Origin of the sequence: Rhodobacter sp. 24-YEA-8 (genome assembly GCF_900105075.1) — a bacterium.
In the GTDB taxonomy this organism is placed as follows: Bacteria; Pseudomonadota; Alphaproteobacteria; order Rhodobacterales; family Rhodobacteraceae; genus Pseudogemmobacter.
Map to the genome: position 1 here is coordinate 3,031,422 of NZ_FNSK01000001.1, position 25,245 is coordinate 3,056,666.

22 protein-coding genes are annotated in these 25,245 nt (G+C 62.1%); 7 read left to right on the plus strand and 15 right to left on the minus strand.

Translation table 11 applies throughout. The annotated features are described in order from the left end of the window. Nucleotides 1-64 precede the first annotated feature (64 nt). From hutI to BLW25_RS14700, 5 genes are read left to right on the plus strand one after another with little or no spacing between them, the layout of a single operon-like run. Nucleotides 65-1,264 (plus strand): imidazolonepropionase, encoded by a 1,200-nt coding sequence (gene hutI, locus BLW25_RS14680; protein ID WP_092900286.1) that lies wholly within the window; start codon nucleotides 65-67, stop codon nucleotides 1,262-1,264. Beyond that, nucleotides 1,261-2,805 carry a histidine ammonia-lyase gene (gene hutH / locus BLW25_RS14685; protein WP_171909566.1) on the plus strand — a complete coding sequence of 515 codons (1,545 nt, stop codon included), beginning with the start codon at nucleotides 1,261-1,263 and terminating at the stop codon, nucleotides 2,803-2,805. Before hutI ends, hutH begins: the two co-directional genes overlap by 4 nt. Next, nucleotides 2,805-3,605: an N-formylglutamate deformylase gene (gene hutG / locus BLW25_RS14690; RefSeq protein ID WP_092900287.1), complete on the plus strand. Its 801-nt coding sequence runs from the start codon at nucleotides 2,805-2,807 to the stop codon at nucleotides 3,603-3,605. The genes hutH and hutG overlap by 1 nt, the downstream gene beginning before the upstream one ends. A 12-nt stretch (nucleotides 3,606-3,617) precedes the next feature. Further along, nucleotides 3,618-5,312 (plus strand): urocanate hydratase, encoded by a 1,695-nt coding sequence (gene hutU, locus BLW25_RS14695; protein ID WP_092900288.1) that lies wholly within the window; start codon nucleotides 3,618-3,620, stop codon nucleotides 5,310-5,312. Next, nucleotides 5,309-5,863, plus strand: coding sequence for a HutD/Ves family protein (locus BLW25_RS14700; RefSeq protein WP_092900289.1), 555 nt, complete (start codon nucleotides 5,309-5,311; stop codon nucleotides 5,861-5,863). The genes hutU and BLW25_RS14700 overlap by 4 nt, the downstream gene beginning before the upstream one ends. Here the strand turns inward: BLW25_RS14700 and BLW25_RS14705 are convergent. The 3 genes from BLW25_RS14705 to BLW25_RS14715 form a co-directional block, all read right to left on the minus strand. Continuing rightward, nucleotides 5,824-6,564, minus strand: coding sequence for a UTRA domain-containing protein (locus BLW25_RS14705; protein WP_092902137.1), 741 nt, complete (start codon nucleotides 6,562-6,564; stop codon nucleotides 5,824-5,826). The genes BLW25_RS14700 and BLW25_RS14705 overlap by 40 nt on opposite strands. Before the next feature lie 67 nt (nucleotides 6,565-6,631). Next, complete coding sequence (locus BLW25_RS14710) at nucleotides 6,632-8,356, minus strand: D-apionate lactonase family protein (RefSeq protein WP_253188475.1); 1,725 nt, start codon at nucleotides 8,354-8,356, stop codon at nucleotides 6,632-6,634. Next, nucleotides 8,356-9,387, minus strand: a complete 1,032-nt coding sequence (locus BLW25_RS14715) for a Gfo/Idh/MocA family protein (protein WP_092900293.1) — start codon at nucleotides 9,385-9,387, stop codon at nucleotides 8,356-8,358. The genes BLW25_RS14710 and BLW25_RS14715 overlap by 1 nt, the downstream gene beginning before the upstream one ends. Nucleotides 9,388-9,583: 196 nt before the next feature. Between BLW25_RS14715 and kdsA the strand changes: the two genes are divergently transcribed. Further along, nucleotides 9,584-10,411: a 3-deoxy-8-phosphooctulonate synthase gene (kdsA, locus tag BLW25_RS14720; RefSeq protein ID WP_092900295.1), complete on the plus strand. Its 828-nt coding sequence runs from the start codon at nucleotides 9,584-9,586 to the stop codon at nucleotides 10,409-10,411. Between the two features lie 11 nt (nucleotides 10,412-10,422). Continuing rightward, entirely contained in the window at nucleotides 10,423-11,235 is an 813-nt protein-coding gene (locus tag BLW25_RS14725; protein ID WP_092900297.1) for a 3-deoxy-manno-octulosonate cytidylyltransferase, read from the plus strand. 50 nt (nucleotides 11,236-11,285) lie between these two features. Here the strand turns inward: BLW25_RS14725 and leuB are convergent, their stop codons facing one another. The 12 genes from leuB to BLW25_RS14785 all read right to left on the minus strand — a co-directional run bounded on the left by leuB (nucleotide 11,286) and on the right by BLW25_RS14785 (nucleotide 24,994). Then, complete coding sequence (leuB, locus tag BLW25_RS14730; protein WP_092900299.1) at nucleotides 11,286-12,392, minus strand: 3-isopropylmalate dehydrogenase; 1,107 nt, start codon at nucleotides 12,390-12,392, stop codon at nucleotides 11,286-11,288. 68 nt (nucleotides 12,393-12,460) lie between these two features. Next, the gene (metH, locus tag BLW25_RS14735; protein WP_092900302.1) at nucleotides 12,461-15,175 is read right to left on the minus strand and encodes a methionine synthase; all 2,715 of its coding nucleotides are present in this window, start codon (nucleotides 15,173-15,175) and stop codon (nucleotides 12,461-12,463) included. Beyond that, nucleotides 15,172-16,212, minus strand: a complete 1,041-nt coding sequence (locus BLW25_RS14740; RefSeq protein WP_092900306.1) for a homocysteine S-methyltransferase family protein — start codon at nucleotides 16,210-16,212, stop codon at nucleotides 15,172-15,174. The genes metH and BLW25_RS14740 overlap by 4 nt, the downstream gene beginning before the upstream one ends. Before the next feature lie 99 nt (nucleotides 16,213-16,311). Further along, on the minus strand, nucleotides 16,312-17,403 hold the full coding sequence (locus tag BLW25_RS14745; protein ID WP_092902140.1) for a flagellar basal body P-ring protein FlgI: 1,092 nt from the start codon (nucleotides 17,401-17,403) through the stop codon (nucleotides 16,312-16,314). Nucleotides 17,404-17,435: 32 nt separating this feature from the next. After that, nucleotides 17,436-18,341, minus strand: coding sequence for a flagellin (locus tag BLW25_RS14750; protein ID WP_171909567.1), 906 nt, complete (start codon nucleotides 18,339-18,341; stop codon nucleotides 17,436-17,438). Nucleotides 18,342-18,436: 95 nt separating this feature from the next. Beyond that, nucleotides 18,437-19,894, minus strand: coding sequence for a flagellar hook-associated protein FlgK (gene flgK, locus BLW25_RS14755; RefSeq protein ID WP_092900311.1), 1,458 nt, complete (start codon nucleotides 19,892-19,894; stop codon nucleotides 18,437-18,439). A gap of 6 nt (nucleotides 19,895-19,900) precedes the next feature. After that, complete coding sequence (locus BLW25_RS14760) at nucleotides 19,901-21,226, minus strand: flagellar hook protein FlgE (RefSeq protein ID WP_092900318.1); 1,326 nt, start codon at nucleotides 21,224-21,226, stop codon at nucleotides 19,901-19,903. Nucleotides 21,227-21,310: 84 nt separating this feature from the next. Further along, the gene (locus BLW25_RS14765; RefSeq protein WP_092900320.1) at nucleotides 21,311-22,120 is read right to left on the minus strand and encodes a flagellar motor protein MotB; all 810 of its coding nucleotides are present in this window, start codon (nucleotides 22,118-22,120) and stop codon (nucleotides 21,311-21,313) included. Between the two features lie 112 nt (nucleotides 22,121-22,232). Further along, nucleotides 22,233-22,931 carry a DNA polymerase III subunit epsilon gene (gene dnaQ / locus BLW25_RS14770; RefSeq protein WP_092900322.1) on the minus strand — a complete coding sequence of 233 codons (699 nt, stop codon included), beginning with the start codon at nucleotides 22,929-22,931 and terminating at the stop codon, nucleotides 22,233-22,235. Next, nucleotides 22,924-23,526 carry a dephospho-CoA kinase gene (coaE, locus tag BLW25_RS14775; RefSeq protein WP_092900324.1) on the minus strand — a complete coding sequence of 201 codons (603 nt, stop codon included), beginning with the start codon at nucleotides 23,524-23,526 and terminating at the stop codon, nucleotides 22,924-22,926. The genes dnaQ and coaE overlap by 8 nt, the downstream gene beginning before the upstream one ends. Further along, on the minus strand, nucleotides 23,523-24,362 hold the full coding sequence (locus BLW25_RS14780; RefSeq protein WP_092900326.1) for a shikimate dehydrogenase: 840 nt from the start codon (nucleotides 24,360-24,362) through the stop codon (nucleotides 23,523-23,525). Before BLW25_RS14780 ends, coaE begins: the two co-directional genes overlap by 4 nt. Further along, nucleotides 24,359-24,994, minus strand: a complete 636-nt coding sequence (locus tag BLW25_RS14785; protein ID WP_253188477.1) for a Maf family protein — start codon at nucleotides 24,992-24,994, stop codon at nucleotides 24,359-24,361. Before BLW25_RS14785 ends, BLW25_RS14780 begins: the two co-directional genes overlap by 4 nt. Nucleotides 24,995-25,245: the final 251 nt, after the last annotated feature.

Consider the following 25,245-nt stretch of genomic DNA (forward strand, 5'->3'; position numbering starts at 1 on the left):
TGAAAGAGATCCAGGGGAAGAGAAAAGCCCATAGCGGCCCCTTCCTTTGCACAGGGAGACACAGATGGACGCCACGCTCTACACCAATGCGCGGATCGTCACCTGCGACGGCGAGGTTGCGCGCGACCCTGAACCCGGCGCGCTTGAGCTGGAAGTGACCGGCACCCGCATCACCGCGCTTGGCCGGGCGCTGCCGCGTGACGGGCGGCGGATCGTCGATTGTGGCGGGCGGCTGATGACGCCGGCACCGATTGACTGCCACACGCATCTGGTCTTCGGCGGCGACCGCGCCAATGAATTCGAGATGCGGCTCGACGGGGTTCCTTATGAGGAGATCGCGCGTCAGGGCGGCGGGATCAAAGCCTCGATGGCGGCCACCCGCGCCATGTCCGTCGATGCGCTGATCACGGCAAGCCTGCCGCGCCTGGATCATCTGCTGGCCGAGGGGGTCTCAACAGTCGAGATCAAATCCGGCTATGGCCTGTCGGTCGAGGCCGAGCTGAACATGCTGCGTGCCGCGCGGCAGCTGGCGCAGATCCGGCCGGTGCGGATCAGAACGACCTGGCTCGCAGCACATGCCCTCCCGCCGGAATATGCCGGTCGCGCCGATGCCTATATCGACGAGGTCGCGATTGCCGGGCTTAAGGCCGCCCGGGCAGAGGGCCTGGTCGATGCCGTTGACGCCTTTTGCGAGGGGATTGCCTTCAGCCAGGCCGAGTTAGAGCCGCTTTTTGATGTAGCCCGCGCCCTCGGCCTGCCGGTTAAGATACATTCGGAACAGCTGAGCCATCAGGGCGGCACCGCCTTTGCCGCGCGCTACAACGCCCTTTCCGCCGACCATCTGGAACATGCGACAGCGGAAGATGCGCGCCTTATGGCGGCCTCGGGCATGGTGGCCACCTTGCTGCCGGGTGCCTTTTACATGTTGCGCGAAACGGTGATGCCGCCGGTCCGGGCCTTTCGCGATCATGGCGTGCCGATGGCGCTTTCAACCGATTGCAATCCGGGCACTTCGCCGCTGACCTCGATCCTAATGGTGATGAATATGGGCGCGACGCTGTTTCGCCTCACCGTCGCCGAATGCCTGATGGCGGTGACCGCCAATGCCGCAAGCGCGCTTGGTCTGAGCGCCGAGACCGGGCGCCTCAGGCCCGGGCTTTCTGCCGATCTGGCGCTTTGGGATGTCACGCGCCCCGCGCAGCTGGTGGCGCGGATCGGCTTCAATCCGCTTCATGCCCGCATCTTCCAGGGAGACCTGCAATGACTGAGACCCTCATCCCCCAAAGCCTGATTCCGGGCGAGGTGCCGCTCTCCCTCCTGCGGCGGATCTGGTGGGAGGGGATCACCCCCCGCCTCGATCCGGTCGCAGATGCCGGCATCAGACGCGCGGCGGCGCGGATCGCCGAAGTCGCTGCCGGCAATGAGGCGGTCTATGGCGTCAATACCGGCTTTGGCAAACTGGCCTCGATCCGCATCGAGGCGCGCGATGTCGCCACCCTGCAAAGAAACCTGATCCTGTCGCATTGCTGTGGGGTGGGCGCGCCTCTGACCGAGCCCGTGGTGCGGCTGATCATGACGCTGAAACTGATGTCACTTGGGCGCGGCGCGTCGGGTACGCGCCCCGAGGTCGTGGCGCTTTTGGGCGCTATGCTGGCTGAAAACGTAATCCCGGTGATCCCAGAAAAGGGTTCGGTCGGGGCCTCGGGCGATCTGGCGCCGCTGGCGCATATGGCTGCGGTTATGATCGGCGAGGGTGAAGCATTTTACCGGGGTGAGCGCCTTTCGGGCACCGAGGCCCTCGCACGTGCCGGGCTGAAACCGGTCACGCTTGCCGCGAAAGAGGGGCTCGCACTGATCAACGGCACGCAAGTCTCGACCGCGCTCGCGCTGGCGGGGCTTTTCCGGGCCGAGCGCGCGCTGCGGGCCGCGATCATCACCGGTGCGCTGTCGACCGATGCAGCAATGGGATCGACCGCGCCATTTGCCGAAGAAATCCACACCCTGCGCGGCCATCAGGGCCAGATCGATGTCGCCCGCGCGCTGCGCGAATTGCTTGAGGGCAGTCAGATCCGCAACAGCCATGTAGAGGGGGATGAACGGGTCCAGGACCCCTATTGCATCCGCTGTCACCCCCAGGTCGCGGGCGCCGCACTTGACGTACTGCGCCAGGCGGCGCGGACGCTTGAGATCGAGGCCAATGCCGCCACCGACAACCCGCTGATCCTCTCGGATGGCCAGGTGGTCTCAGGCGGCAATTTCCATGCGGAACCAGTGGCCTTTGCCGCCGATATGATCGCGCTGACTGTGGCCGAGATCGGTGCAATCGCGCAGCGCCGCGTCGCGCTGCTGGTCGATCCTGCGCTGTCATACGGGCTGCCGGGCTTTCTGACACCGAAGCCGGGGCTGAATTCCGGCATGATGATCGCCGAAGTCACGACCGCCGCTTTAATGAGCGAAAACAAACAGATGTCACATCCGGCAAGCGTCGATTCCACACCCACCTCCGCCAATCAGGAGGATCACGTCTCGATGGCCTGCCACGGCGCGCGCAGGTTGCTCGCCATGACGCAGAACCTGTTCTGGATCATCGGCACCGAAGCGATGATCGCAGCCCAGGGCGTGCATCTGCGCGGGCCGCTGAAATCCTCGCCCCGGCTTGAAGCCGCAATCGAAGCCATCCGGGCGCGCATTCCGGTGCTTGAAACCGACCGTTTCATGGGAACCGATATGGAGGCGGCGGGCGAGCTGATCGCCAGCGGCGAGCTCGACCTCGCCGGGGCCGGCCTCTTGCCGGAGGTGGGCTGATGGACCCGTTCACCCTCCGAAAGGGCAACAGTCCGATCATTCTTGGCTTTCCCCATGCCGGGTTTTCCTACCCGCATGAGGTTGGTCAGCGCCTGAATGACGAGGGTCGGCTCAGCCGCGATACCGACTGGCATATTCAGCATCTCTATTCTGATCTGATCCCGGGCCTGACCACGATCACCGGCAATCATTCGCGCTATGTGATCGATCTGAACCGTGATCCGCATGGCAACAGCCTCTATCCCGGCCAGACCACAACCGGGCTTATTCCCGAGACCACCTTTGACAACACCCCGATCTGGCGCGAAGGGGCCGGTCCAGCCGCCACCGACACCGGCCATTGGCTGGAAACCGTGCATCGCCCCTATCACGCAGCACTTCTGGCTGAAATCGATCGGGTTAAGGCGCTGCATGGCGTGGCGATTGTCTATGACTGCCACTCGATCCGCTCGCAAATCCCCTGGCTTTTCGACGGCGTTCTGCCTGATCTGAACATCGGAACAGATGGCGGCGTGACCTGTGCGCCGGAACTCGAGGCGGCAGTGGTTGATATCGCCCGGGCCTCGGGCCATTCCTGGGTGCTGAACGGGCGCTTTCGCGGCGGCTGGACCACGCGCCATTATGGCGAGCCCGCGTCAGGTGTTCACGCGATCCAGATGGAACTGGCGCAAAGCAGCTATCTCGCGACCGAAACGCCCCCCTTCGCAACGGATCCACAGAAAGCCGCCCATTTGCGTCTCACCCTGGCACAAATACTCAAAAAACTTGCCGAACTCGCGCCCGCTTTGGCCAATCGCTGAGAGGTTCCCGCCATGACCATGACCCGCCATAACACCCGCGACATCTACCCGCCGACCGGGCCGGAGATCAGCTGCAAGACCTGGGGCGCCGAAGCCGCGCTCAGGATGCTGATGAACAATCTGCATCCGGATGTGGCCGAGAACCCGCATGAGCTGGTGGTTTATGGCGGCATCGGTCGGGCCGCCCGCAGCTGGGAGGATTTCGACCTGATCGTCGACGCGCTGCGCGATCTGGAAGCGGATGAGACTCTTCTGGTGCAGTCGGGCAAGCCGGTTTCCATCGTCCGCACCCATACGGACGCACCGCGCGTGCTGATCGCGAATTCCAACCTCGTCCCCCGCTGGGCCACCTGGGAGCATTTCAACGAGCTCGATCGCAAGGGCCTGATGATGTATGGCCAGATGACGGCCGGATCCTGGATCTATATCGGCGCGCAGGGCATCGTTCAGGGCACCTACGAGACCTTCGCCGAAATGGGGCGCCAGCATTACAATGGCGATCTGACCGGGAAATGGGTGCTGACCGGCGGGCTTGGCGGTATGGGCGGCGCACAGCCGCTGGCGGCGGTTTTCGCAGGCGCGTCGTGCCTTGCGGTCGAGGTCGATGAGACGCGGATCGATTTCCGCATCCGCACGAAATATGTCGATGCGAAAGCGCGCACGCTGGATGAGGCGCTGGCCCTGATCGCGGATTGGACCGCAAAGGGCGAGGCGAAATCGGTGGGCCTTCTGGGCAATGCCGCTGAAATCTTCCCCGAACTGCTGCGCCGCAAGCTGGCCGGTGAGGCGCTGCCGAATGGCGGCCCCGATATCGTGACCGACCAGACTTCGGCCCATGATCCCGTGCATGGCTATTGCCCCGCCGGCTGGAGCGTTGGCGAATGGCGCGTACGGCAGGAAAGCGATCCGGCTGGCGTCGAGCGCGCCGCGCGGGCCTCGATGCGGGCGCATGTCGAGGCGATGACCGGTTTCCATGATGCCGGTGTGCCCACGGTCGATTACGGCAATAATATCAGACAGATGGCCAAAGAAGAAGGGTTCGCGCGCGCCTTCGCCTTTCCCGGTTTCGTGCCCGCCTGTATCCGGCCTTTGTTCTGCGAAGGCATCGGCCCTTTCCGCTGGGCGGCGCTTTCGGGCGACCATGAGGATATCGCGAAAACCGATGCGGCGATGAAGCGGCTCTTTCCGGAAAACAGGCACCTGCATCGCTGGCTGGATATGGCCTCCGAGCGGATCGCGTTTCAGGGCCTTCCCGCCCGGATCTGCTGGATTGGCCTTGGCGACCGGCATCGTGCCGGACTGATGTTCAACGAAATGGTGGCTGGCGGAGAGCTGAAGGCGCCCATTGTGATCGGGCGCGATCATCTGGACAGCGGCTCGGTCGCCAGCCCGAACCGCGAGACAGAGGGCATGATCGACGGGTCGGACGCCGTCTCGGACTGGCCGCTGCTGAACGCGCTGACCAATACCGCTTCGGGCGCAACCTGGGTGTCGATCCATCACGGCGGTGGCGTGGGAATGGGGTTCAGCCAGCATGCGGGCGTGGTTATCGTCGCGGATGGCACGCCCGAGGCCGCGAAACGGCTGGAGCGCGTGTTGTGGAATGACCCTGCCTCGGGTGTGATGCGCCATGCCGATGCGGGGTATGAGCTGGCGAAAGACTGCGCCCGACTGCATGGTCTGCGCCTGCCAGGCATATTGAAGTGAGGGGGATTTATCCTGCCGAAGGCCGAAGCTTCCGGCCCTGGAAGAATGGCGGTGGGCAGACGGCAGAGATCGCCATTTCGCCCCTTTCTGCCGGGTCAGAGACGTTTATCTGGCGGGTCTCTACCGCCTGGGTGGCGTCTGACGGGCCGTTTTCCGAATTTCCCGGCATTGACCGCGTGATCACGGTGATCGAAGGCGGGCCAATGGTGCTGTCCAGCCCGCAAGGCGACCACCGGCTTGACGAGACCAGCCCGCCCTTTGCGTTTTCAGGCGAGGCCCCGGTCTCGGCACGGCTGATCGGTCCTGCGCTGCTGGATTTCAACGTCATGTGCCGTCGTCCCTTGCAGGCCGAGGTCAGCAAGGGCGCGCTGCCGGTGGAACATGCTTTCGACCTGGCGCTGTTGCTCGCGCCGGCGGGCGGGTTGCAGCGGCTGGACCTTGTGGATTTCACTCAGCGGCCAGATCTGATCAGCACGCTGGCCGGAACCCTGGCCATCGCGGTCCGCTTTACTCAGCCCGGGCGGGAATCGTCGGCGCGCGGTTCGAACTGAGCCATCAGCTGGTGGCGTTCTCCCGGATAGCTTTGCCGCACCAGCGTCACCCATTGGCCGGAAAGCTCCGTCCGCCGCGTCAGTTCCAGACAGGCCTCTCCCGCAGGCAGGTGCAGATCGCGCGCCAGCGCTTCGGATGCATTGACCGCCCGGATCCGGTTCTCCGCCGAAGTCCAGGGAATTTCCAGCCGCAGCCAGTGCCCCGGCGCCTCATGGCTGAAATCCTGGTCCAGTGCAGCCGGGGCGGCTGCGGGGTTGATGATCCGCTCTTCCAGACAAAAGGGCAGATCGCCCGCGAAATGCAGCCCGCGCAACGCCAGAACCGGCGCCGCAGCGTCAGAAATCCGCGCTTCACGCATCTCGCCTTCCACCGCCGGGCGCAGCGCCCGTGACATCAGCTGGAACCGCCAGGCCAGGCCGAGCGCCCTTACTTCGGCCTCGATATCGGTGATCTCCATCACCGCCGATTGCGCGCGTGGCTGTGCGACAAAGGTGCCCAGCTTGCGCCGCCGCACCAGATAGCCCTCGCGGGTCAGCTGCGTCAGCACCTTATTCATCGTCATCCGCGACACGCCGTGCGCTTCGGCCAGATCGGTTTCAAAGGGCAGCTGAAAGCCCGGTGGCCATTCCTGGCTGACGATGAAGCCATGAAATTTCGTCAGCAGCGTCTCATGCAGACTGCGTGCTTTCTCTGGCTTCATCGGGGGACCGTCCATTGGGCGCATAACCCTTCTTAGGCAGAGACGGCGCGCGCGTCCATGGTGCGGCTTATAACGGCGTCACCACCCAGCCAAAGGGCGGCAGATCACCGGTCTGAACAGCGGTCAGGTTGGCACGGAAAAGCCGGTCACCAAGCCGGAGCCTCGCTTCTCCATCCTGGATCTGCGCCGCAATGACCTGCTGCCCGGCGCTGGCCGCCAGTTCTCGCAGCAATGCCGCAACCGGCCAGGCCCCATCGCCCAGGCCACGCGGACCGAACAGCGCCGCAGGCGTCCAGACAGCAGGCGCGAAAGGCGCCAGCGCCGTCGCCATACCCAGCGTCCAGGCAGCGCCGAAGGCCGCGCGGTGGCGGGGGTCGTCATCGGTCATCGCCACGCGGCCGCCCTTCGGGTTCGGGATGGTCCGCGAACCGTAAGGGTTCTGCCGCATCGCGATGGTCGACGGGCCGATCCGGTATTCCGCCGCCCCGATGATTGCGCGGGCCGAGCGCGCGATATGCGGCACCGCCTCCAGCGTCTCCATCACCGCGAGATCGTCGGAGGCGTGGATAATCGGGCAAAAGCCGTGGCTGACAAAATCGAGCCCGGCAGGCGGACGTTTGCGGTTCAGTTCGGGGAAGAAGCTCGCCATGCCGCCGCCGCGTTTGATGCCAGGGAAGGCGCGTGCGGCCGCGGCATGGATCTGGTCCAGTGGCGGGCAATCGGGCCAGGCAGAACCCGGCGGCGTCGATTGCCGGTCAACCGAAGGGCAGACGAACACCGACGCCACAGCCAGGCCCGATGCACCAAGATCCCTGGCATGCGAGGTGAGTTCCGGCACGGGATCACCCCGGAAACGGCAGATCAGTTCCAGATCATAGATCCCCGCCGGGTAAGCAACCTGCAAAGCGGCAAAAGCGGCGAGCTGACTTGAGACCGGCTCGGTGCGCGTCGCATCGACATGGGCAAGTATGCGCTGCGGTGCGACCAGTGCCAGCATCTGAGCGGCCTCCGGGTTACGCGCCTCGTCCGGGGTCACGACCAGTGCAAGATCGGGGAAGACGGTGCCCGCCGGGATCGCGACCGGTGCGGCTTTGGCGGCAATGCCCGCACCGCTCCAACTAAGCGTGACCGACTGGCGCAGCGTATCGGCGCCGGTCAACTGATAGGGCCAGGGCAGGGCCAGCGGGCGGTTATAGGTCTTGTAAGAGGCATCGCCCCATTGGCGCTGATCCTCCATCTCGAACGTATCGCCCTCGAACGCGCAGCTGATCGTCAGCCCATGCGCTTCATGTTCGAGATGGACGATATCCATAAAGGGCTGCCATGGCTCGATCAGATCAGGGAAGCGGCTGTGGTCCACCGACCCGTCGCTATGGGTCACACGGGCCGGCGCCCCGGCAACCCCGGTGACCGGATGCAGCACGGTAAAACCGGTTCGATTCGTCTCGAATATGCCTGAAATTCGCGATTCAGCGGCAAAGGTGAGGCCGGTCGTACCGATGGTCAGCGAAAGGCTCACATGCTGTTCCGCGCCGTTCGAGCGGAAGACCATCGGGAAGCGGAGCAGCAGGTCGTCCCCCCTGGTCGTACGCCCGACCGCGCCGATTTCCGGGCGCACGGTGCCCCAGTCGCGGTCGCGCACCAGAAAGGCGATCTGACGGATAATCTCGATACCACCCAAGCAGATATGGCGAAGGGCGCCATCCTGAAACCCGAGGCTGACATCACCATGGCGGATGATTTCCGCCTCGGCCACCGGTTCGGCCGTGCCATAAAGCTCAACTGCGCCCATCAGAGCGCCCCCGGATCGACCGAGCGGCCTTCAGCGGCGGAAAGGTAAGCGGCCTCGACCAGGGCAAAGGTTTCAAGATTGTCAGTGCCCGAGGTTTCCGGCTGGCGTCCCTCCCGCAGGCAATCCACGAAATGCTGTTGGATGATCTGAACACTTTCCTGGATATTGTGCCAGGGTTGTTCCGCCCAGGGCAGAAGCGGCGGGCTGACATCCCGGGTCTGCGATCCGCCATCACGCTGGATTACCAGCTTGTATCCGGCATCAAGACGCAGGCTGCCTTCGGTCCCGTCAATCTCGATCAGGCTTTCGGGGAAGGTCTCGGGGAGGCGTTTGGTCGCGTAGGAACAATCCACCACCGAGGTCACGCCCGATTTGTGCAAAAGCTGCATCGTGGCGACGTCCTCGCCTTTGATCTTCGGATTGACCCGCCGCGTGGTCGCCGCGATCCGCGCCACATCGCCGAACAAAGCCCGCGCGATGTCGAGGATATGGATCCCGAGATCCTCGATGATGAAGCGTTCGCCCTCGGCCAGGTAAGGCTGGCCTGAGAACACATCAAAACCCGAGCGGAAGGATACGCGGCCAAAGAACGGCTCGCCGATCTCACCCGCGCGCAGCGCGTCGATCACCTGACGCACGGCGGATTGCCAGCGGAAATTCTCGTGTATCATCAGTATTTTGCCGGTCTCTGCCACGGCGGCAACCATGGCTTTCGCATCCTCCAGGGTGGGCGCAAACGGCTTCTGGCAGATCACATGCACACCGGCAGTCGCAGCCATTTCAACCAGTGCCCGATGTGAGCCCACCGTCGTCGCGATATCGGCCACATCGAAACCGCCATCGGCAAACAGCTCTGCCGCGTTCCTGTAACGGCGCGCGATCCCGAATTCATCGCCCGCAGCCGCGAGCCGCGCCGGGTCGCGGTCGCAGATCGCGACGACCTCTGCCCCTTCGATCCCCGCCCAGGCAAACAACTGGTTCCGGGCAAAGAAACCGGCGCCGATCAGCGCAATCTTCAGGGTCTGAGTCATGCCGGGGTCCTCCTGCGACGGAACTGGTATAATGAGGTAATGTGTATTTGTCACGCGACAAGCGGCGGCCCGCTCTGTACCCGCGCCGCCTCGGTCTGTACCCGCGCCGCCTCGGTCTGTCTGGCCCGGACTGTCTGGCAGAGAGACCCGATTTCATGCCATAACCGTGCCAGATCGCAGCGCCGGAGAAACACAGATGAGCCAGAACATTGTCACCATCGGCGATATTGCCTTCGGCGGAAAGAACCCGATCGCGCTGATCTGCGGCCCCTGCCAGCTGGAAAGCCATGACCATGCGCGGATGATGGCCGAAAGGATCCTTGAGGCCTGCGCGCCCACGGGCACGAAATTCATCTTCAAGGCCAGCTATGACAAGGCGAACCGGTCTTCGCTGGGCGGCAAGCGCGGCCTCGGGATGGAGAAGGGGCTCGAGATCCTCGGCCTGATCCGCGACGAATTCCGCGTACCGGTGCTGACCGATGTGCATGAGCCGGGCCATTGCGCGCCTGCGGCAGAGGTTTGCGATGTGCTGCAGATCCCGGCTTTTCTCAGCCGTCAGACCGATCTTTTGCTGGCGGCGGGCGCGACGGGCAAAGCTGTGAATATCAAAAAGGGCCAGTTCCTTGCGCCCTGGGATATGGATAATGTCGCGGCCAAGGTCGCCTCGACCGGCAACCACAATATCATGCTCTGCGAGCGCGGGACGTCCTTTGGCTATAATACGCTGGTCACCGATTTCCGGGGCCTGCCGCGTATGGCCGAAACCGGCTGGCCGGTGATTTTCGACGCCACCCATTCGGTGCAGCAGCCGGGCGGGCAGGGGAATTCCTCGGGCGGGCAGCGCGAATATGTGCCGGTTCTGGCGCGGGCGGCCTGTGCGGTCGGCGTCTCGGGCCTGTTTATCGAGACCCATCAGGATCCCGACAATGCGCCCTCGGACGGGCCGAATATGGTGCCGGTCGATCAGCTGAAAGACCTGATCGGTACCTTGCGCAGCTTTGACGCATTGGCCAAGGGCCTGTGAGGTAAACCGCGATGGATACGGTCATCATCATCCCGGCCCGCTATGCTTCGACCCGCTATCCGGCCAAGCCGCTGGCCATGCTGAAAGGCGCGAGCGGGGCAGGGCGCAGCCTGCTGGAACGCTCCGTCATAGCCGGGCGCCGCGCCGTCGAAGAGGCCGGCGGCGGCATCGGGCTTTATGTCGCAACCGATGACAGCCGCATCGCCGATGAGGCGCAGCGGATCGGGGCCGAGGTGATCATGACCTCGGAAACCGCGCGCAACGGCACCGAGCGAGTGGCAGAAGCAGTGAAGAACGCCGGGCTCGCGCCGCAGATTGTGGTGAATTTGCAAGGCGATGCGCCACTGACGCCGCCGTCTTTCGTCACCGCGCTGATCCAGCATATGCGCGATAACCCTGCCACCGGCATCGCCACACCGATCCTGCGCTGTGACGAAGACGCCGTGCGGAATTTCATCGCCGACCGCGCGGCCGGGCGCGTGGGCGCCACGACCGTGGTCGCGAACCGGCTGGGCCAGGCGCTTTATTTTTCGAAAGAGGTGATCCCGTTCACCAATGGCAAAGGTGTGGTCGACGGCCAGGTGCCGGTCTTCCACCATGTCGGGCTTTACGCCTATCGCCCCGCCGCGCTGGCCGCCTATGGTCAATGGGAGCCAGGCCCGCTCGAGACGCTGGAAGGGCTGGAGCAGCTGCGTTTTCTTGAAAACGGCCATCCGGTCGATGTGGTCGAGGTCTCGGCCCCCGGTGCGAAATTCTGGGAGCTTAACAATCCTTCTGACGTGCCGCTGATCGAGGGCTATCTGAAGCAGATGGGCTGGGATTAAAGGCCCGAAGCAATCGTCCCCGGAGCCAATGGCGCCGGGGACAAATCAGGTCAGACCGAGGCAGCAAGCGCCGCGATGATCGCGTCACCCATAGCGGCGGTGCCGATGGGCGAGCCGCCCTCCGGGCCAAGAAGGTCTGCGGTGCGCAGCCCGTCGGCGAGCACCTTTTCAACGGCTTTCTCGACGCGGGTGGCCTCGTCGCCAAGATCAAAGCTGTAGCGCAGCGCCATGGCGAAGCTGAGGATACAGGCGATCGGGTTCGCCTTGCCCTGGCCCGCAATGTCGGGGGCCGAGCCATGCACCGGCTCATACATCGCTTTCGGGCGGCCATTGGCCATCGGTGCGCCAAGGCTGGCCGAGGGCAGCATGCCGAGCGAGCCGGTCAGCATCGCGGCCAGATCCGACAGAAGATCGCCGAACAGGTTGTCGGTCACGATGACGTCGAACTGTTTCGGCCAGCGGGTCAGCTGCATCGCGCCGGCATCGGCATACATATGGCTGAGCTCGACATCCTGGTAATCGCGCTGATGCACCTCGGTGACGACGTCGCGCCAAAGAATGCCGGATTCCATCACATTGGCCTTCTCCATCGAGCAGACCTTGTTGCCCCGGCGCCGCGCGAGTTCAAAAGCCGATTTCGCGACCCGGGCGATTTCGCTCTCGGTATAGCGCTGCGTGTTGATGCCAACGCGCTCATTGCCCTCTTTGAAGATCCCGCGCGGCTCGCCGAAATAGACGCCCGAGGTCAGCTCGCGCACGATCATGATGTCGAGACCGGCAACCACATCGCGCTTCAGCGACGAGAAATCGGCCAGCGCGTCAAAGCACTGCGCCGGGCGCAGGTTGGAAAACAGGTCCATCTCTTTGCGCAGTCGCAGCAGGCCACGCTCGGGCTTTACGCTGAAATCGAGCTTGTCATATTTCGGGCCGCCCACCGCGCCAAGGAGAACCGCATCAACCTCCTGCGCCTTTGCCATGGTCGCGTCGGTCAGCGGCGTGCCATGTGCGTCATAAGCGCAGCCGCCCACCAGATCCTCGGAGACATCGAAATGGATGCCGCGGGCGGTGCCCATCCAGGAGATGACTTTTTTCACCTCATCCATGACTTCGGGGCCGATGCCGTCACCGGCAAGGATCAGGAGGGAGGGGTTGGCCATCGGGGCGCTCCGTTTGAATGGGGTCGGCAGCGGGCTAGCCGATGCCTGACCCCTGGTCAAGGTCGGGCCTATTCCGCCGCCAGTTTTACGCCATTATCAGGGGTGTAATTCAGGATCGGCGCCAGCCAGCGTTCGGCCTCAGCAAGATCCATTCCCTTGCGGGAAGCGTAATCCAGCACCTGATCCCGCTCGACCCTGGCCACGCCGAAGTAATAGCTGGCGGGATGGCCGATATAGAAGCCAGACACCGATGAACCGGGCCACATCGCCATACTTTCGGTCAGCGTGACGCCCGTATTTTTTTCGGCATCCAGCAGGCGGAAGAGGGTGAGTTTCTCGGTATGGTCGGGCTGCGCCGGATAGCCCGGGGCAGGGCGGATGCCGGCATAGGGCTCGCCGATCAGTTCATGCGGCTGGAAGGTCTCTGCCGCGCCGTATCCCCAATATTCCTTGCGCACCCGTTCATGCAGCATCTCGGCCATGGCTTCGGCATAGCGGTCAGCCAGCGCCTTGACCATGATCGAGCCGTAATCATCATTCGCCCGCTCATAGCGCGCGGCGATCTCGGCCTCTTCCGGGCCGGCCGTCACCACGAACCCGCCGACATAATCCGGCGTGCCGTCCGGGCCGACGAAATCCGAAAGCGCCACATTCGGACGCCCGTCCCGCTTGGTCGTCTGCTGACGCAGCGTGTGCAGCATAGCCAGCGTTTCGGCACGGTTTTCGCCTGTATAGAGACGAATATCGTCGCCGGTCGCGTTGGCGGGCCAGAAGCCGATCACGGCGCGCGGGCGGAACCATTGCTCGGTGATGATGCGCTGCAGCATGTCCTGGGCATCTTCGAACAGCTGGCGCGCAGCCTCGCCCTGCTTTTCATCCTCGAGAATGCGGGGATAGACGCCTTTCAGCTCCCAGGTCTGGAAGAAGGGAGTCCAGTCGATATAGCGCGCGATATCCGCAAGATCCCAGTCTTCGATCACCCGGGCACCGGTGAATTGCGGGGCAGGGGGGGCATAGCCCGTCCAGTCGATTTTGAACGCATTGGCGCGGGCGGCTTCCAGTGGCAGGCGTTTCTTTGCCAGTTCGGCGCGTTCGTGACGCTCTGCCACCTCGACATATTCGGCCTGGATCGACGCGATATAGGGCTCTTTCTGCGTTTCACTGAGCAGCTGGCTGACCACACCGACCGCACGGCTGGCATCCAGCACATAGATCGCCTGGCCTTTATGGTAGCGCGGCGCGATTTTCACCGCCGTATGCACCTTCGACGTCGTCGCGCCGCCGATCAGCAGCGGAATGCTGAAACCTTCGCGCTCCATCTCCGAGGCCAGATGCACCATTTCGTCAAGACTGGGGGTGATCAGGCCGGAAAGCCCAATGACATCAACCTGTTGTTCGCGCGCGATCTCAAGGATCTTCTGCGGCGGCACCATCACACCAAGGTCAATGATCTCGTAATTGTTGCAGGCCAGCACGACACCGACGATGTTCTTGCCGATGTCATGCACATCGCCTTTCACCGTCGCCATCAGCACCCGGCCAGCCGAACGGCGCATCTCGCCGCCCTGAGCCGCCTTTTCCTCTTCCATATAAGGCAGGAGCACGGCGACAGCCTGTTTCATCACCCGTGCCGATTTCACCACCTGGGGCAGGAACATCTTGCCGGCGCCGAACAGGTCACCGACGACGTTCATCCCCGCCATCAGCGGGCCCTCGATCACATGCAGCGGGCGGGCGGCCTGCTGGCGTGCAACCTCGGCATCCTCTTCGATGAACTCGGTGATGCCATTCACAAGCGCATGTTCGAGACGTTTTTCCACAGGCCAGTCGCGCCATTGCAGATCGCGAACCTTTTCCTCGCGCGCGCCACCGCGGAATTTTTCCGCGATTTCCAGCATGCGTTCGGTCGCGTCATCACGACGATTGAGGACGACATCCTCGCAGGCCTCGCGCAGCTCGGGCTCGATCTGGTCATAAACGGCAAGCTGGCCCGCATTGACGATGCCCATATCCATACCAGCCTGAATGGCATGGTAGAGAAAGACGCAATGCATCGCCTCGCGCACAGGTTCATTGCCGCGGAAGCTGAATGAAAGGTTCGAAACGCCGCCCGAGATGTGACAATGCGGCAGGTTCTGGCGGATCCAGCGCGTCGCCTCGATGAAATCGACGCCGTAATTATTGTGTTCCTCTATACCGGTCGCGACCGCGAAAACGTTCGGGTCAAAGATGATATCTTCCGGCGGAAAGCCGATTTCCTCGGTCAGGATACGGTAGGCCCGGGCGCAGATCTCGGTCTTGCGCTGGAATGTGTCGGCCTGGCCCGTCTCGTCAAAGGCCATGACCACCACAGCCGCACCGTAAGCCAGGCACAGACCGGCATGGTGGCGGAACTGATCCTCACCCTCTTTCAGGCTGATCGAATTGACGATCGGTTTACCCTGAGCGCATTTCAGCCCGGCCTCGATCACCTCCCATTTCGAGCTGTCGATCATCACAGGCACGCGGGCGATATCGGGTTCGGAGGCGACAAGGTTAAGAAATTCGACCATCGCGGCCTTACTGTCGATCAGCCCTTCATCCATGTTGATGTCGATGATCTGGGCGCCGTTTTCCACCTGGTCACGCGCCACGTCCAGCGCTGCGGCATAGTCGCGATTGGTGATCAGTTTGCGGAATTTGGCCGAGCCGGTGACGTTGGTGCGCTCACCGACATTCACAAACGGGATGTCGGGCGTGAGAATGAAGGGTTCCAACCCCGAGAGACGAAGATAACGGCTCATTTTTGGATCTCGCGCGGTTTATGGGGACGGACGGCGTCTGCAATGGCCTGGATATGGCCGGGCGTGGTGCCGCAGCACCCGCCAACCACATTCACCAGCCCGTCGCGGGCAAAAGTCTCCACCTGGGCGGCGGTGTCTTCGGGTCCCTCGTCATATTGACCAAACGCATTGGGCAAGCCGGCATTCGGATAGGCGCAGGTGAAGGTTTCAGCCACCGTGGAAAGTTCCACCAGGTGCGGACGCATCGCGCTGGCCCCGAGCGCACAGTTCAGCCCGATGGTGAAGGGTTTCGCGTGGCGCACCGAATGCCAGAACGCCGTCGGGGTCTGCCCCGACAGGGTGCGGCCCGATGCATCGGTAATGGTGCCCGAAATCATCACGGGCAGCCGGCTTCCATGTTCAGCAAAGGCACTGAGGCAAGCGAAAATGGCGGCTTTGGCGTTCAGAGTGTCGAAAATCGTTTCGATCAGAATGATATCGGCGCCGCCCCGGATCAGGCCCCGGATCTGTTGGGCATAGGCTTTGTGGAGATCATCGAAAGTCACCGCGCGATAGCCCGGATTGTTGACGTCAGGGCTGATCGACGCGGTCCGGTTGGTCGGGCCAACGGCTCCGGCCACAAAGCGGGGCTTGCCGTCAATGGCGGTGGCCCGGTCCAGCGCGCGGCGAACGATGCGGGCCCCCTGGACGTTCAGATCGTCTACCGCTGCTTCCAGCGCATAATCGGCCTGCGCGATGGTCGTCGCCGAGAAGGTGTTTGTCTCAACGATATCGGCACCAGCCATGGCATAATTGAAATGAATTTCCTCGATGGCCTCTGGCTGGGTCAGGATCAGAAGATCGTTATTGCCCTTTTGCGGGTGTTCGGAGTGGTGCCGGCAGGCACAACCGGAACCATGGCCGGAATAGTCCTCTTCTGTCAGCCCAAGGCCCTGGATCTGGGTTCCCATCGCCCCATCGAGAATGAGAATCCGCTGCCTTGCAGCGGCTTCCAGGGCGGCGAGAGCCGGAGTGGGGGGGAGAATGAAGTTCTGCATGTATCCGGCGTTCCTGGTTCGCGCGGACCATATGAGACCAGATGCCTGTTGTGAAATTCATAATACTGGGGAATATTATGAGATATTTCGAATATTATCCTACTGGATAACAAATTCTGCGTGTAACGCGCCAGCCGCATGGATGCTTTTGAGAATATCGATCATGTCATACGGCTGAACACCCAATGCGTTCAGGCCGGAAACCACTTCGGACAGGCTGGTACCACCGGCAACTTCCGCCAGGCCACCGCCTTCCGTGGTGATTTCAGCATTGCTTCTGGGCACCACAACGGTTTCACCTTCGGCGAAAGGGTTGGGCTGGATTGCGATAGGGTACTCTTCCACACGCAGGGTAAGATTTCCCTGCGCCACCGCAACACGGCTGATCCGAACATCAGCGCCAATCACGATTGTACCGGATCGCTGGTCGACCACCACCCTGGCCCTGGCCGCGGGGTCGATCCGCAGGCTCTCAATCCTGGCTATGGCATGTGCCGGAGAACCACCACCAATACGGCCAAGGTCGAGCGCGACCGTGCCCCCGTCCAGCATCGTCGCCGAACGTGAGCCAAATTCCTGATTGATGGCCCGTTCAATTCTGGCGGCTGTTGTAAAATCTGCCGATTTCAGCGCAAGCCGCAAAACTGAAACCTGGTTGAAATCAAACGGAACTTCTCGCTCTACCCGTGCGCCCGAGGGGATCGTCCCCGCCGTTGGCACGCCCTGGACAACCCGAGCGGCATCGCCTTCGGCAGAGATCCCGCCTGCAATGATGGTCCCCTGCGCCACCGCATAGATCTGGCCATCCGCACCATTCAGCGGTGTCATCACAAGCGTTCCACCAAGCAGGCTTTTCGCATCGCCAATGGCCGAAACCGTTATGTCAATCCGCGCCCCGGCCCGGGAAAACGGCGGCAGGGTCGCAGTGACGAAAACGGCCGCGACATTTTTGGGACGCGAGGCTTCACCGACGACGTTGACACCAAGCCTCTCCAGAAGATTTGCCATAATCTCTTCTGTGAACGGTGAGTTCCGGATGCCGTCACCGGTTCCGTTCAGCCCTACGACAAGACCATATCCCACGAGATCGTTGCCTCTGACCCCGTCGATTTCGACCAGATCTTTGATACGAACCGGTTGCGCGAGGACCGGGATCGACAAAGCGAGGCTTGAGACAAGCAGCAGGATCAGACCTTGTAGGGCGTAGGCGAAGATATTCGGTTTCACCGGAGATATCCCGTCAGGCTGAGTTGTGACAGTCGCGCTGTGATGGTGTAGAATGCGTCCAGTCTGCTTTCGAGATCCTTAAGGCGCACCGTAGCCTCATAGGGATCTGCTTCGGTCAGGCCGTTGCGCGTCAGAGCAAGTGCCGATTTCTCTGCGGAATTCCGGCTTTGTGCCTGAGACAGTTGTTGCTCAACTGTGCCGATCCTGCCGGCAAGGACAGTCCTCGCTTCGGAAGAGTTGAAAAGATTTTCACCCGCCCTGAGCGCAAGCGCAGACCGCGAGGCGTGATCTCCAGTAAAGAGACCCCGGTCAAGCAAAGCCACCTTAGAGAGGCCCGCCAGTGTCGCGCGGATTGCAGGGTCAAGGGCGGTGAAGGGAAGCGACGCCGTCTCGCCGGGTGCCACATTGAGGCCAACCCGACCCTGGCCTCCGGTGTATAATGCCTGATATCCGGCGGTCCCGTTGAACCAGTCATCTATCGCATTGGAAATGTCGTCGACATCCGTCAGGCCGGCGATCGCGGTCTCAAGTGCGGTGAGTATCGTCTCGGAACCGGGCAAAGCCAGTCGGTCAGAAGCATCGCCGCCAAAAACCGATTTGTCGGCAAGGCGGGTGTTTAGTGCTGAACTGGCAGTGTTGAAATCACGCATGCCGGTGGACAGGATCGAAGAAAGCAGGGTGTCAGACGCGCCACTGGTTGTTCGCAGCAGGTTGGCCGCAAGCTCTGTGGTCGCTTCAGAGATGACAGATAACGCGCGCTGCATCGTCTCGCCCATCAGGGTAAGTTCGGTGGTGGCAGCGGCAAACCCGACAAGCCGGGCAAGAGCATGATCTGTGGCGGCCAGAGCTGAGAAGTCGCCACGCAAGGCTTTACCCTGATCAAAGAATTTACCGGTCGTCATCTCTTGCGTGGCCTTTTGCAGGCCCGCACGAAGTTCAGACGACTGTCGGAGAAGTGCCGGAGTCAGAAACGGGTTTGAGCTTATGCGTTCCATCGTCAGAGGCCCAACAGTGTTCTGATCATTTCGTCTACAACCTGAATGACCCGCGCATTGGCCGCGTAGTTTTTCTCGATCACCAGCAGCGACTGCAGTTCCTCATCGGTGTTCACGCCCGATGCCGCCTCAAAATCGGACAATGCCGTGTTTCTCGCGGCGGTATAGCTTTGTTCGGTCTCTTGCGTGACACGCTGGGAGGAGGTTCGGGACAAAATGGCTGCGGCCAGGCCTGCAAGGCTTCTGCTGCCGCCGGGGATCGGTGATGCGATGGTTCGGTTGGTGTTCAGCGCAGTGGAGAGTGAATTGAGAAGCGTGGAGTTTCCAACAGCGCCCGGCGGCATGGGCGCGCCGAGCCCGTCGCGCAGCCGCGTGACTTCTCCGCCTTTCAAAGGATCTGTGGCGAAATTCAATGCGATACGTGACGCGAGACCCACCTCATCAGCGGGATCAAAGGCCAGACCGCCATCGGTGAACAATCCGGGGGCGCCAGCAGGTAAAGTGGGATCGAGGCCCGCTGCGCTGAATCTTTCAATCATGTCACGCGCCATTGCGTCGAGCATAGACTGGCCTTCAACAGCCAGTTCGTCGCGAACCGCGAAGAGCGCCCCGAGCTCTCCGCCGAGGATCATGCTGCCGCTGCCCGTGGTTGCCATCGGTTTACCATTGATGGTCAGCCCGTAGAGGCCACCACTTGCCTGGGTCATTTCAGGCACGATTGTATGGACTTCGGTGAAGCCGAAAGTCACGGGGTTGCCGTCCAGCAGGACGGCGCCCCCGGCAGAGATCAGCGCAACCTGATTGCCGTCTCGTGGCATTTCCTTCAGCGGAATGATGCTGGCGATGCTGTCGATCACCTGCTGGCGCTGATCCATCAACGCCGAGACATCCCGACCGGAGCCGCTGTGAGAGGCGATCATCCGGTTCAGCTCCTGAACCTGGCGCAGGCTGCTGTTAAGACTTTCCACAGCCGAAGCGATGCCCTTCTCTGCCTTGAGACGTTCAGCCTGAATGGCTTCACTCGCCTGATTCAATCCCGTGGCAAGGGATCTTGCTGCCGAAACCGCAGCAGAAAGCCTTGCCTCGGATTCGGGATGGCTCGCGGCTTCAAGCAAGGTGGTGTCCAGCGTGCTGACGCGGGAAACGAGAGAGCCCGGAGATTCGGTTGTGCCCAGAATGGTCTCAAGCCGGTTGAGAAATCCCGCCTTTGTCGCGCTTTCACCCGCAGCGGCCTGAGCGCCCCTGCGGTCATTGATCAGATAGAGATCTGCATGTCTGGTAATGCCGACCACGCGCACGCCCTGACCCGATCCTCCGAGGTTAAGAGCCGAAAGCGAGACGGAACGGCGCGCATAGCCCGAGGTCGTTGCATTGGCGACATTGTTGGACACCGCCTCGGCCTGCCGCGAGGTGGCGGTCAGTCCGGTCAGCGCGGAATTGAGGGCCGAGGTGATGCTCATTTTGCGTTACCGTTTGATATTGGTGGTTTCCTGCAACATTTCGTCGACCGTCTGGATGACCTTGGCGTTGGACGAATAGGCCCGCTGGGTCTGAATCAGCGAGGTCAGTTCTGCCGCGACATCGGTTGTCGATCCCTCACGGGCATAGCCTTCGATCGAGCCGGTCGGGCCATCACCGGCATCCCAGAGGAAGAAGGAGCCCGATTGCGGCGAGACCTGATAGGTCTGGTTATGCAGCGAGATCAGGCCATTGGGGTTCGGCACATCGACCAGCGGGATCTGGTAAAGCACGCGGTTGAACCCGGTATCATAGGTCGCGATGATATAGCCGTTCGGATTGATCTCGACCGTGGTGAGATTGCCGACCGGGGACCCGTCCTTGGTGATCTGCACCGGCGCAAAGTCATCGGAAAGCTGGGTCAGACCGTTCGGATCACCGACGCGGCCGATAGCAACACTCATCGGGCCGCCGGCCACGGTCAGCGGCAGGGTTCCGGTGGCACCGTCATAAGCCGGCCAGGCCGGAACCGCCGGAACCGCAACAACCGTCGCGAGCGTGCCGCCGGCCGCGCGGGAATCGTCGAAGGTCAGAACATATTCCCCGATGATCGCATTGTTGCTGGCTGAATCGCGGATCACCATGGTCCAGGTGTTCGATGGCGGGCTGCCCGCCGCCGGAACGGTCGGTGTGAAGTTGAAATCCAGCGATTCCGACGTGCCGAGATTGCCGAAATATTCGATCGCGAAGGGCAGCGGATCGCCGGTGGCGCCGGCTTCGGTAGCGGTAGCGGGAAGGTTGACCCCCGCCGTGATCTGGGTGGTCGGATCGCCGGCGGTCTGGTTCGCATTGATCACAACAGGTACGAGGCCAGTGATCGTATCCCGCGGGAAGACCGGAATGGTGCCATCCGAAGTGGCAGGCCAGCCCATCAGCACCAGACCGGACTGGGTTTTCAGCACGCCATTCGCATCGGTGCGGAAAGAGCCGGTCGTCGTCATCAAAAGCGCGCGGTCCACTGAATTGGTTCCCAGCGAAACCTCGGTGATCACCGGCAGCATGCCGCGCCCCGAAACCGCGATATCCAGAGGATGCGAGGTGCCCACGAGGCCGCCGCGCTCTTCGATCAGACGCATTGTCGAGGCGCGAACGCCGCCTGCCGAATAGGTGCCAGAGCCGCGATTATTCGTGATCACCATGCTGGAGAATTCAGCATGGGCGCGTTTATAGCCGAAAGTGCCCGAATTCGCGATATTGTCTGAGATCGTCGCGAGCCGCGTCGCGTTGGCGCTGAGCCCGGCTACGCCGGCATTGAGCGCGGAGGAAATCGTCATCAGTCGCACCTTTATCCTGAATGAGCTTGCGACAGGTTTGGCCCGCAGGACTGAATTTTCCGCTAACAGATAAAATTATCGGGATTACCGGTCACGCCGCAGCAGCACGATCTCGATCCGGTTGTTGCGGCGGGAGGCCGGATCGGCCACGGCGGGCTTACGGTCGGCAAAGCCCCCGATGCGGCTGAACCGGGTCGCCTGAATGCCGGCCCCCTGGAGCAGACTGCGCATGGCACGGGCACGGTCGGCCGTCAGTTCCCAGCCCGGATTTTCAACCAGCGGCACCGGAAAACTTTGCACATAGGCATTCACCGCAAGGCCATTCACGGTCAGATTGAGCACCTCGGCCAGCATCCGCGCCAGTTGAACGGTAACTTCCTGCGGCTCGGCGGTATGGCCTTTGAACAGGCTGGCCTCATCAAGATCGAACAGTTCGATCACAAGGCCCTCATCGGTGACCCGGGTGACAACATGGCGCATCAGCTGTTCCATGGTACGGCTTTCACCGCCACGATCGAACAGGGCCTCTTTGACGGTTTTCACCATCTCGGCCTGGGCATTGTCCTCCGCCTCGCCGGCCCCTGTCTGGCTGGCGAGACCGCCGCGGCCCATCGCCGTCCGATCCTCTTCGGAAAAAATCGACTCCCCGCCCAGCGTGCCGTCGCCGCCCCCTGAAACCTTGCTGAGCGGGATAGACGGATTGAAGTAATCCGACAGGCCCTTACGTTGTTTTTCTGTCGTCGCATTCAGCAGCCACATCAGCAGGAAGAAGGCCATCATTGCGGTCACGAAATCCGCATAGGCCACTTTCCAGGCGCCACCATGATGGCCGCCGCCCGAAACCACTTTCTTCCGTTTGATGATGACTGGCGGCGCATTGCTTTGCCCGGCCATTCCCGTCACCCTTTTCACTCACCCCAGGACAGGATCACAGATCAGAGTGAAGAACGCCTTAAAGTTCTGATTTTTAGGGAATAGTCCAGAAAATGCCCGGATCTGCGGCGGCTCAGTTCCGCTTCAGCCAGATGGCGGCATCGCCCAGTTTCGCAACAAAAGCCTCATGTGCGGCGGTTTCCGCAGCGGTGATCCGAGCGGGCAGAGCGGTCGGGCGGGGACGGGGGCGCCAGTCTCCATCCGTCTGCGCGCCGCTTGCGGGGCTGTTGCTTTGCACCGGCGCCAGCACGAGGTCGGGCTGACGACCGCCGACCAGCTCAAGGTAAACCTCGGCCAGAATTTCGCTGTCGAGCAGCGCGCCATGTTTTTCACGCCGGGAATTGTCGACCCCAAAACGCCGGCAAAGCGCATCCAGCGAGGCTGGCGAGCCGGGAAAACGTTGCCGCGCGATGGCCAGCGTGTCGATGGCGCGCGCCCAGGGGATGTCGCCCAGCCCCATGCGCTTCAGTTCGAAATTCAGAAATTTCATATCGAAGGCTGCGTTATGGATCACCAGTTTCGCATCACCGACGAAATCCATAAATGCCTGGCCGATTTTCGCGAAAACCGGCTTGTCACTGAGAAACTCGCTGCTGAGCCCGTGCACCTCGAAGGCGCCCTGCGGCATGTCGCGTTCGGGGTTGATATATTGATGATAAACCTTGCCGGTGGGCAGGTGGTTGAACAGCTCCACCGCGCCGATCTCGACGATGCGGTCGCCCTGTTCCGGGTCAAAGCCGGTGGTCTCGGTATCAAGGACGATTTCACGCATTCTGGCCCGCCATTCCTGCGCGCAGATGCGCGATCAGCGCCTGTACATACGCCCGGGTGCTGTCGATTGACAGGGTTTCGACAATATGGGTGGCGCGGGCGCGCTTGTCCTGGTCGGGCATCTGGCGCGAGAGGATCAGGTCAAGCTGTCCCGCCGTCATACCCGGCCGCGCAAGGACGCGGGCGCGTTGCAAAGCGGCGGGTGCGGTGACCAGCAGCGTCGCGTCACATTCCCGGTCGATGTCTTTCTCAAACAAAAGCGGCACATCGAGAAGCAGGATATCACAGCCGGTATGGGCCAGAAACCCGGCGCGATCTTCCGCAACAAGCGGATGGATCAGCTGTTCCAGTTGTTTCAGGCGCGACGGATCGGCCGCCAGCAGCGCCTTTAATGTTTCCCGTGAAACACCCTGGTCGGAAACCGCTTCAGGAAAAGGCCCCGCCAGAGCTGCGGCGCCCTTTGCGCCGGGGGCATAAAGCCGGTGCACCGCCGCATCCGCATCCCAGACCGGGATACCCGCATCCGAGAACATCGCGGCCGTGGTCGATTTTCCCATCCCGATGGAGCCGGTCAGGCCAAGGCGAAAGGCTTTCATGCGTTTAAGACCGCAAGCCGGGTCTCATCATCCACCACCGGGCGCTTGCCGAACCAGCGCTCGAACCCTGGCACAGCCTGGTGGAGCAACATTCCAAGCCCGTCGACGACAGTGCAGCCGCGCGCCTCAGCCTCGACCAGCAGGCCGGTTTTCAACGGCGCATAGACAATGTCGGTTACAAGGCAGCGCTGGCTGATCCGGTCGAGATCAATGACAAGGTCCGGCTTGCCGGTCATCCCGAGCGAGGTCGTATTCACCAATGTGGCACAACCTTCGATCATCGCGCCGACATGGGTCCAGTCCCAGACCACCACTTTCGCCCCGAAATCCGAACGCATGGCCTCGGCCCTGGGGCGGGTACGGTTGACGATGCGGATCTCGGGCGCGCCGACCTCGATCAGCGCCGCGACAACGGCACGGGCCGCGCCACCGGCGCCCAGCACCGCAGCCGGACCGGCGGCAGGATCCCAGAAGGGCGCATTCTGCCGCAGATTGGAAATAAAGCCTGACCCGTCGGTATTATCCGCATGGATCTTACCATCTTTACGGAAAATCAATGTGTTAGCGGCCCCGATCAACGCCGCGCGATCGGTGATGATATCAGCGATCTTCAGGATCGCCTCTTTATGCGGGATGGTGACATTGGCCCCGACAAAGCCCATCTGTGGCAGGGTGCGCAGGACATGTGCCAGATCCTGCGGCGCCACATCCATCGGGATATAATGCCCCGCCAGACCATAGCGTTTCAGCCAATAGCCATGCAGCGCCGGGCTGCGGCTATGCGCGATCGGATGGCCGATCACACCGGCCAGCGGAATACGCGGATGGTCAGTCATGCGGGAATGTCCCCTCTCAGCGAAAGCCAGTTCAGAAGGGGAAGCAAGGGCAGCCCCAGAATCGTGAAATGATCCCCCTGCATCGAGGAGAACAACCGAACGCCTTCCTCTTCAAGCCGGTATCCACCGACGGAATGACGGATTTTCTCCCAGTTGCGCAAGATATAGCCGTCAAGCCACAGATCTCCGAAATCCCGCATCGTAAGCCGGGCCTCGCCGATATGACGCCAGAGCGGCTGCCCCCCCTGACAAACCACCACCGCCGAGATCAGGCGGTGGGTTTTGCCCCGCAGATCGGTCAGTTGGGCGCGTGCTTCCTCAGCGCTTTCGGGTTTGGCAAAGATCCGGCCGTTCAGCTCCAGCAGCTGATCCGAGCCGATCACCAGCGCCTCTGGCCGCTTGCCCGAGATTTTCAGCGCCTTGGTTTCGGCCAGCGTATCGGCAACGTCGCGCGGCTTTGCGCTTTCGGCCTCCAGAGCGCGGCGAATGCTGTCTTCATCCACCCGCGCGGCAAGGCTCTCAAACTCCAGCCCTGCCGCCTGCAACAGGGCGATTCTCGTCTCCGAGGCTGAGGCCAGCACCAAAGGCGGCGTTTTCTCGCCTGCTACATCTTCGGGAACATCTGAGAGCACTTGTGGATAATCCTGTTTTGTTCGCGGGACGACTCGGGCGGTTATCCCATGCCGGAAGGCCAGGGCCAGGATATCCTGACAAAGCGCCGGCCCGCGACCCCCGGTTATCCCACTGCGTATGCTGTTTTCCACCATCGGCCAGGGCAAAGGCTTTGCCCGGGCTGTGACATTTCTCCTCCACAGGCAGATAGCTGAAAACCATTTTCTAAGAACATGATATAAATAGATAAATCAAAATTCCATGGATTTTT

Excerpts from the sequence above, each read along its gene's own strand:
- hutI (WP_092900286.1), top strand. The coding sequence starts at position 65 with ATGGACGCCACGCTCTACACCAATGCGCGGATCGTCACCTGCGACGGC.
- hutH (WP_171909566.1), top strand. The coding sequence starts at position 1,261 with ATGACTGAGACCCTCATCCCCCAAAGCCTGATTCCGGGCGAGGTGCCG.
- hutG (WP_092900287.1), top strand. The coding sequence starts at position 2,805 with ATGGACCCGTTCACCCTCCGAAAGGGCAACAGTCCGATCATTCTTGGC.
- hutU (WP_092900288.1), top strand. The coding sequence starts at position 3,618 with ATGACCATGACCCGCCATAACACCCGCGACATCTACCCGCCGACCGGG.
- BLW25_RS14705 (WP_092902137.1), bottom strand. The coding sequence starts at position 6,564 with ATGAAGCCAGAGAAAGCACGCAGTCTGCATGAGACGCTGCTGACGAAA.
- BLW25_RS14710 (WP_253188475.1), bottom strand. The coding sequence starts at position 8,356 with ATGGGCGCAGTTGAGCTTTATGGCACGGCCGAACCGGTGGCCGAGGCG.
- BLW25_RS14715 (WP_092900293.1), bottom strand. The coding sequence starts at position 9,387 with ATGACTCAGACCCTGAAGATTGCGCTGATCGGCGCCGGTTTCTTTGCC.
- kdsA (WP_092900295.1), top strand. The coding sequence starts at position 9,584 with ATGAGCCAGAACATTGTCACCATCGGCGATATTGCCTTCGGCGGAAAG.
- BLW25_RS14725 (WP_092900297.1), top strand. The coding sequence starts at position 10,423 with ATGGATACGGTCATCATCATCCCGGCCCGCTATGCTTCGACCCGCTAT.
- leuB (WP_092900299.1), bottom strand. The coding sequence starts at position 12,392 with ATGGCCAACCCCTCCCTCCTGATCCTTGCCGGTGACGGCATCGGCCCC.
- metH (WP_092900302.1), bottom strand. The coding sequence starts at position 15,175 with ATGAGCCGTTATCTTCGTCTCTCGGGGTTGGAACCCTTCATTCTCACG.
- BLW25_RS14740 (WP_092900306.1), bottom strand. The coding sequence starts at position 16,212 with ATGCAGAACTTCATTCTCCCCCCCACTCCGGCTCTCGCCGCCCTGGAA.
- BLW25_RS14750 (WP_171909567.1), bottom strand. The coding sequence starts at position 18,341 with ATGACGACCGGTAAATTCTTTGATCAGGGTAAAGCCTTGCGTGGCGAC.
- flgK (WP_092900311.1), bottom strand. The coding sequence starts at position 19,894 with ATGAGCATCACCTCGGCCCTCAATTCCGCGCTGACCGGACTGACCGCC.
- BLW25_RS14760 (WP_092900318.1), bottom strand. The coding sequence starts at position 21,226 with ATGACGATTTCCTCCGCGCTCAATGCCGGCGTAGCCGGGCTCAGCGCC.
- BLW25_RS14765 (WP_092900320.1), bottom strand. The coding sequence starts at position 22,120 with ATGGCCGGGCAAAGCAATGCGCCGCCAGTCATCATCAAACGGAAGAAA.
- dnaQ (WP_092900322.1), bottom strand. The coding sequence starts at position 22,931 with ATGCGTGAAATCGTCCTTGATACCGAGACCACCGGCTTTGACCCGGAA.
- coaE (WP_092900324.1), bottom strand. The coding sequence starts at position 23,526 with ATGAAAGCCTTTCGCCTTGGCCTGACCGGCTCCATCGGGATGGGAAAA.
- BLW25_RS14780 (WP_092900326.1), bottom strand. The coding sequence starts at position 24,362 with ATGACTGACCATCCGCGTATTCCGCTGGCCGGTGTGATCGGCCATCCG.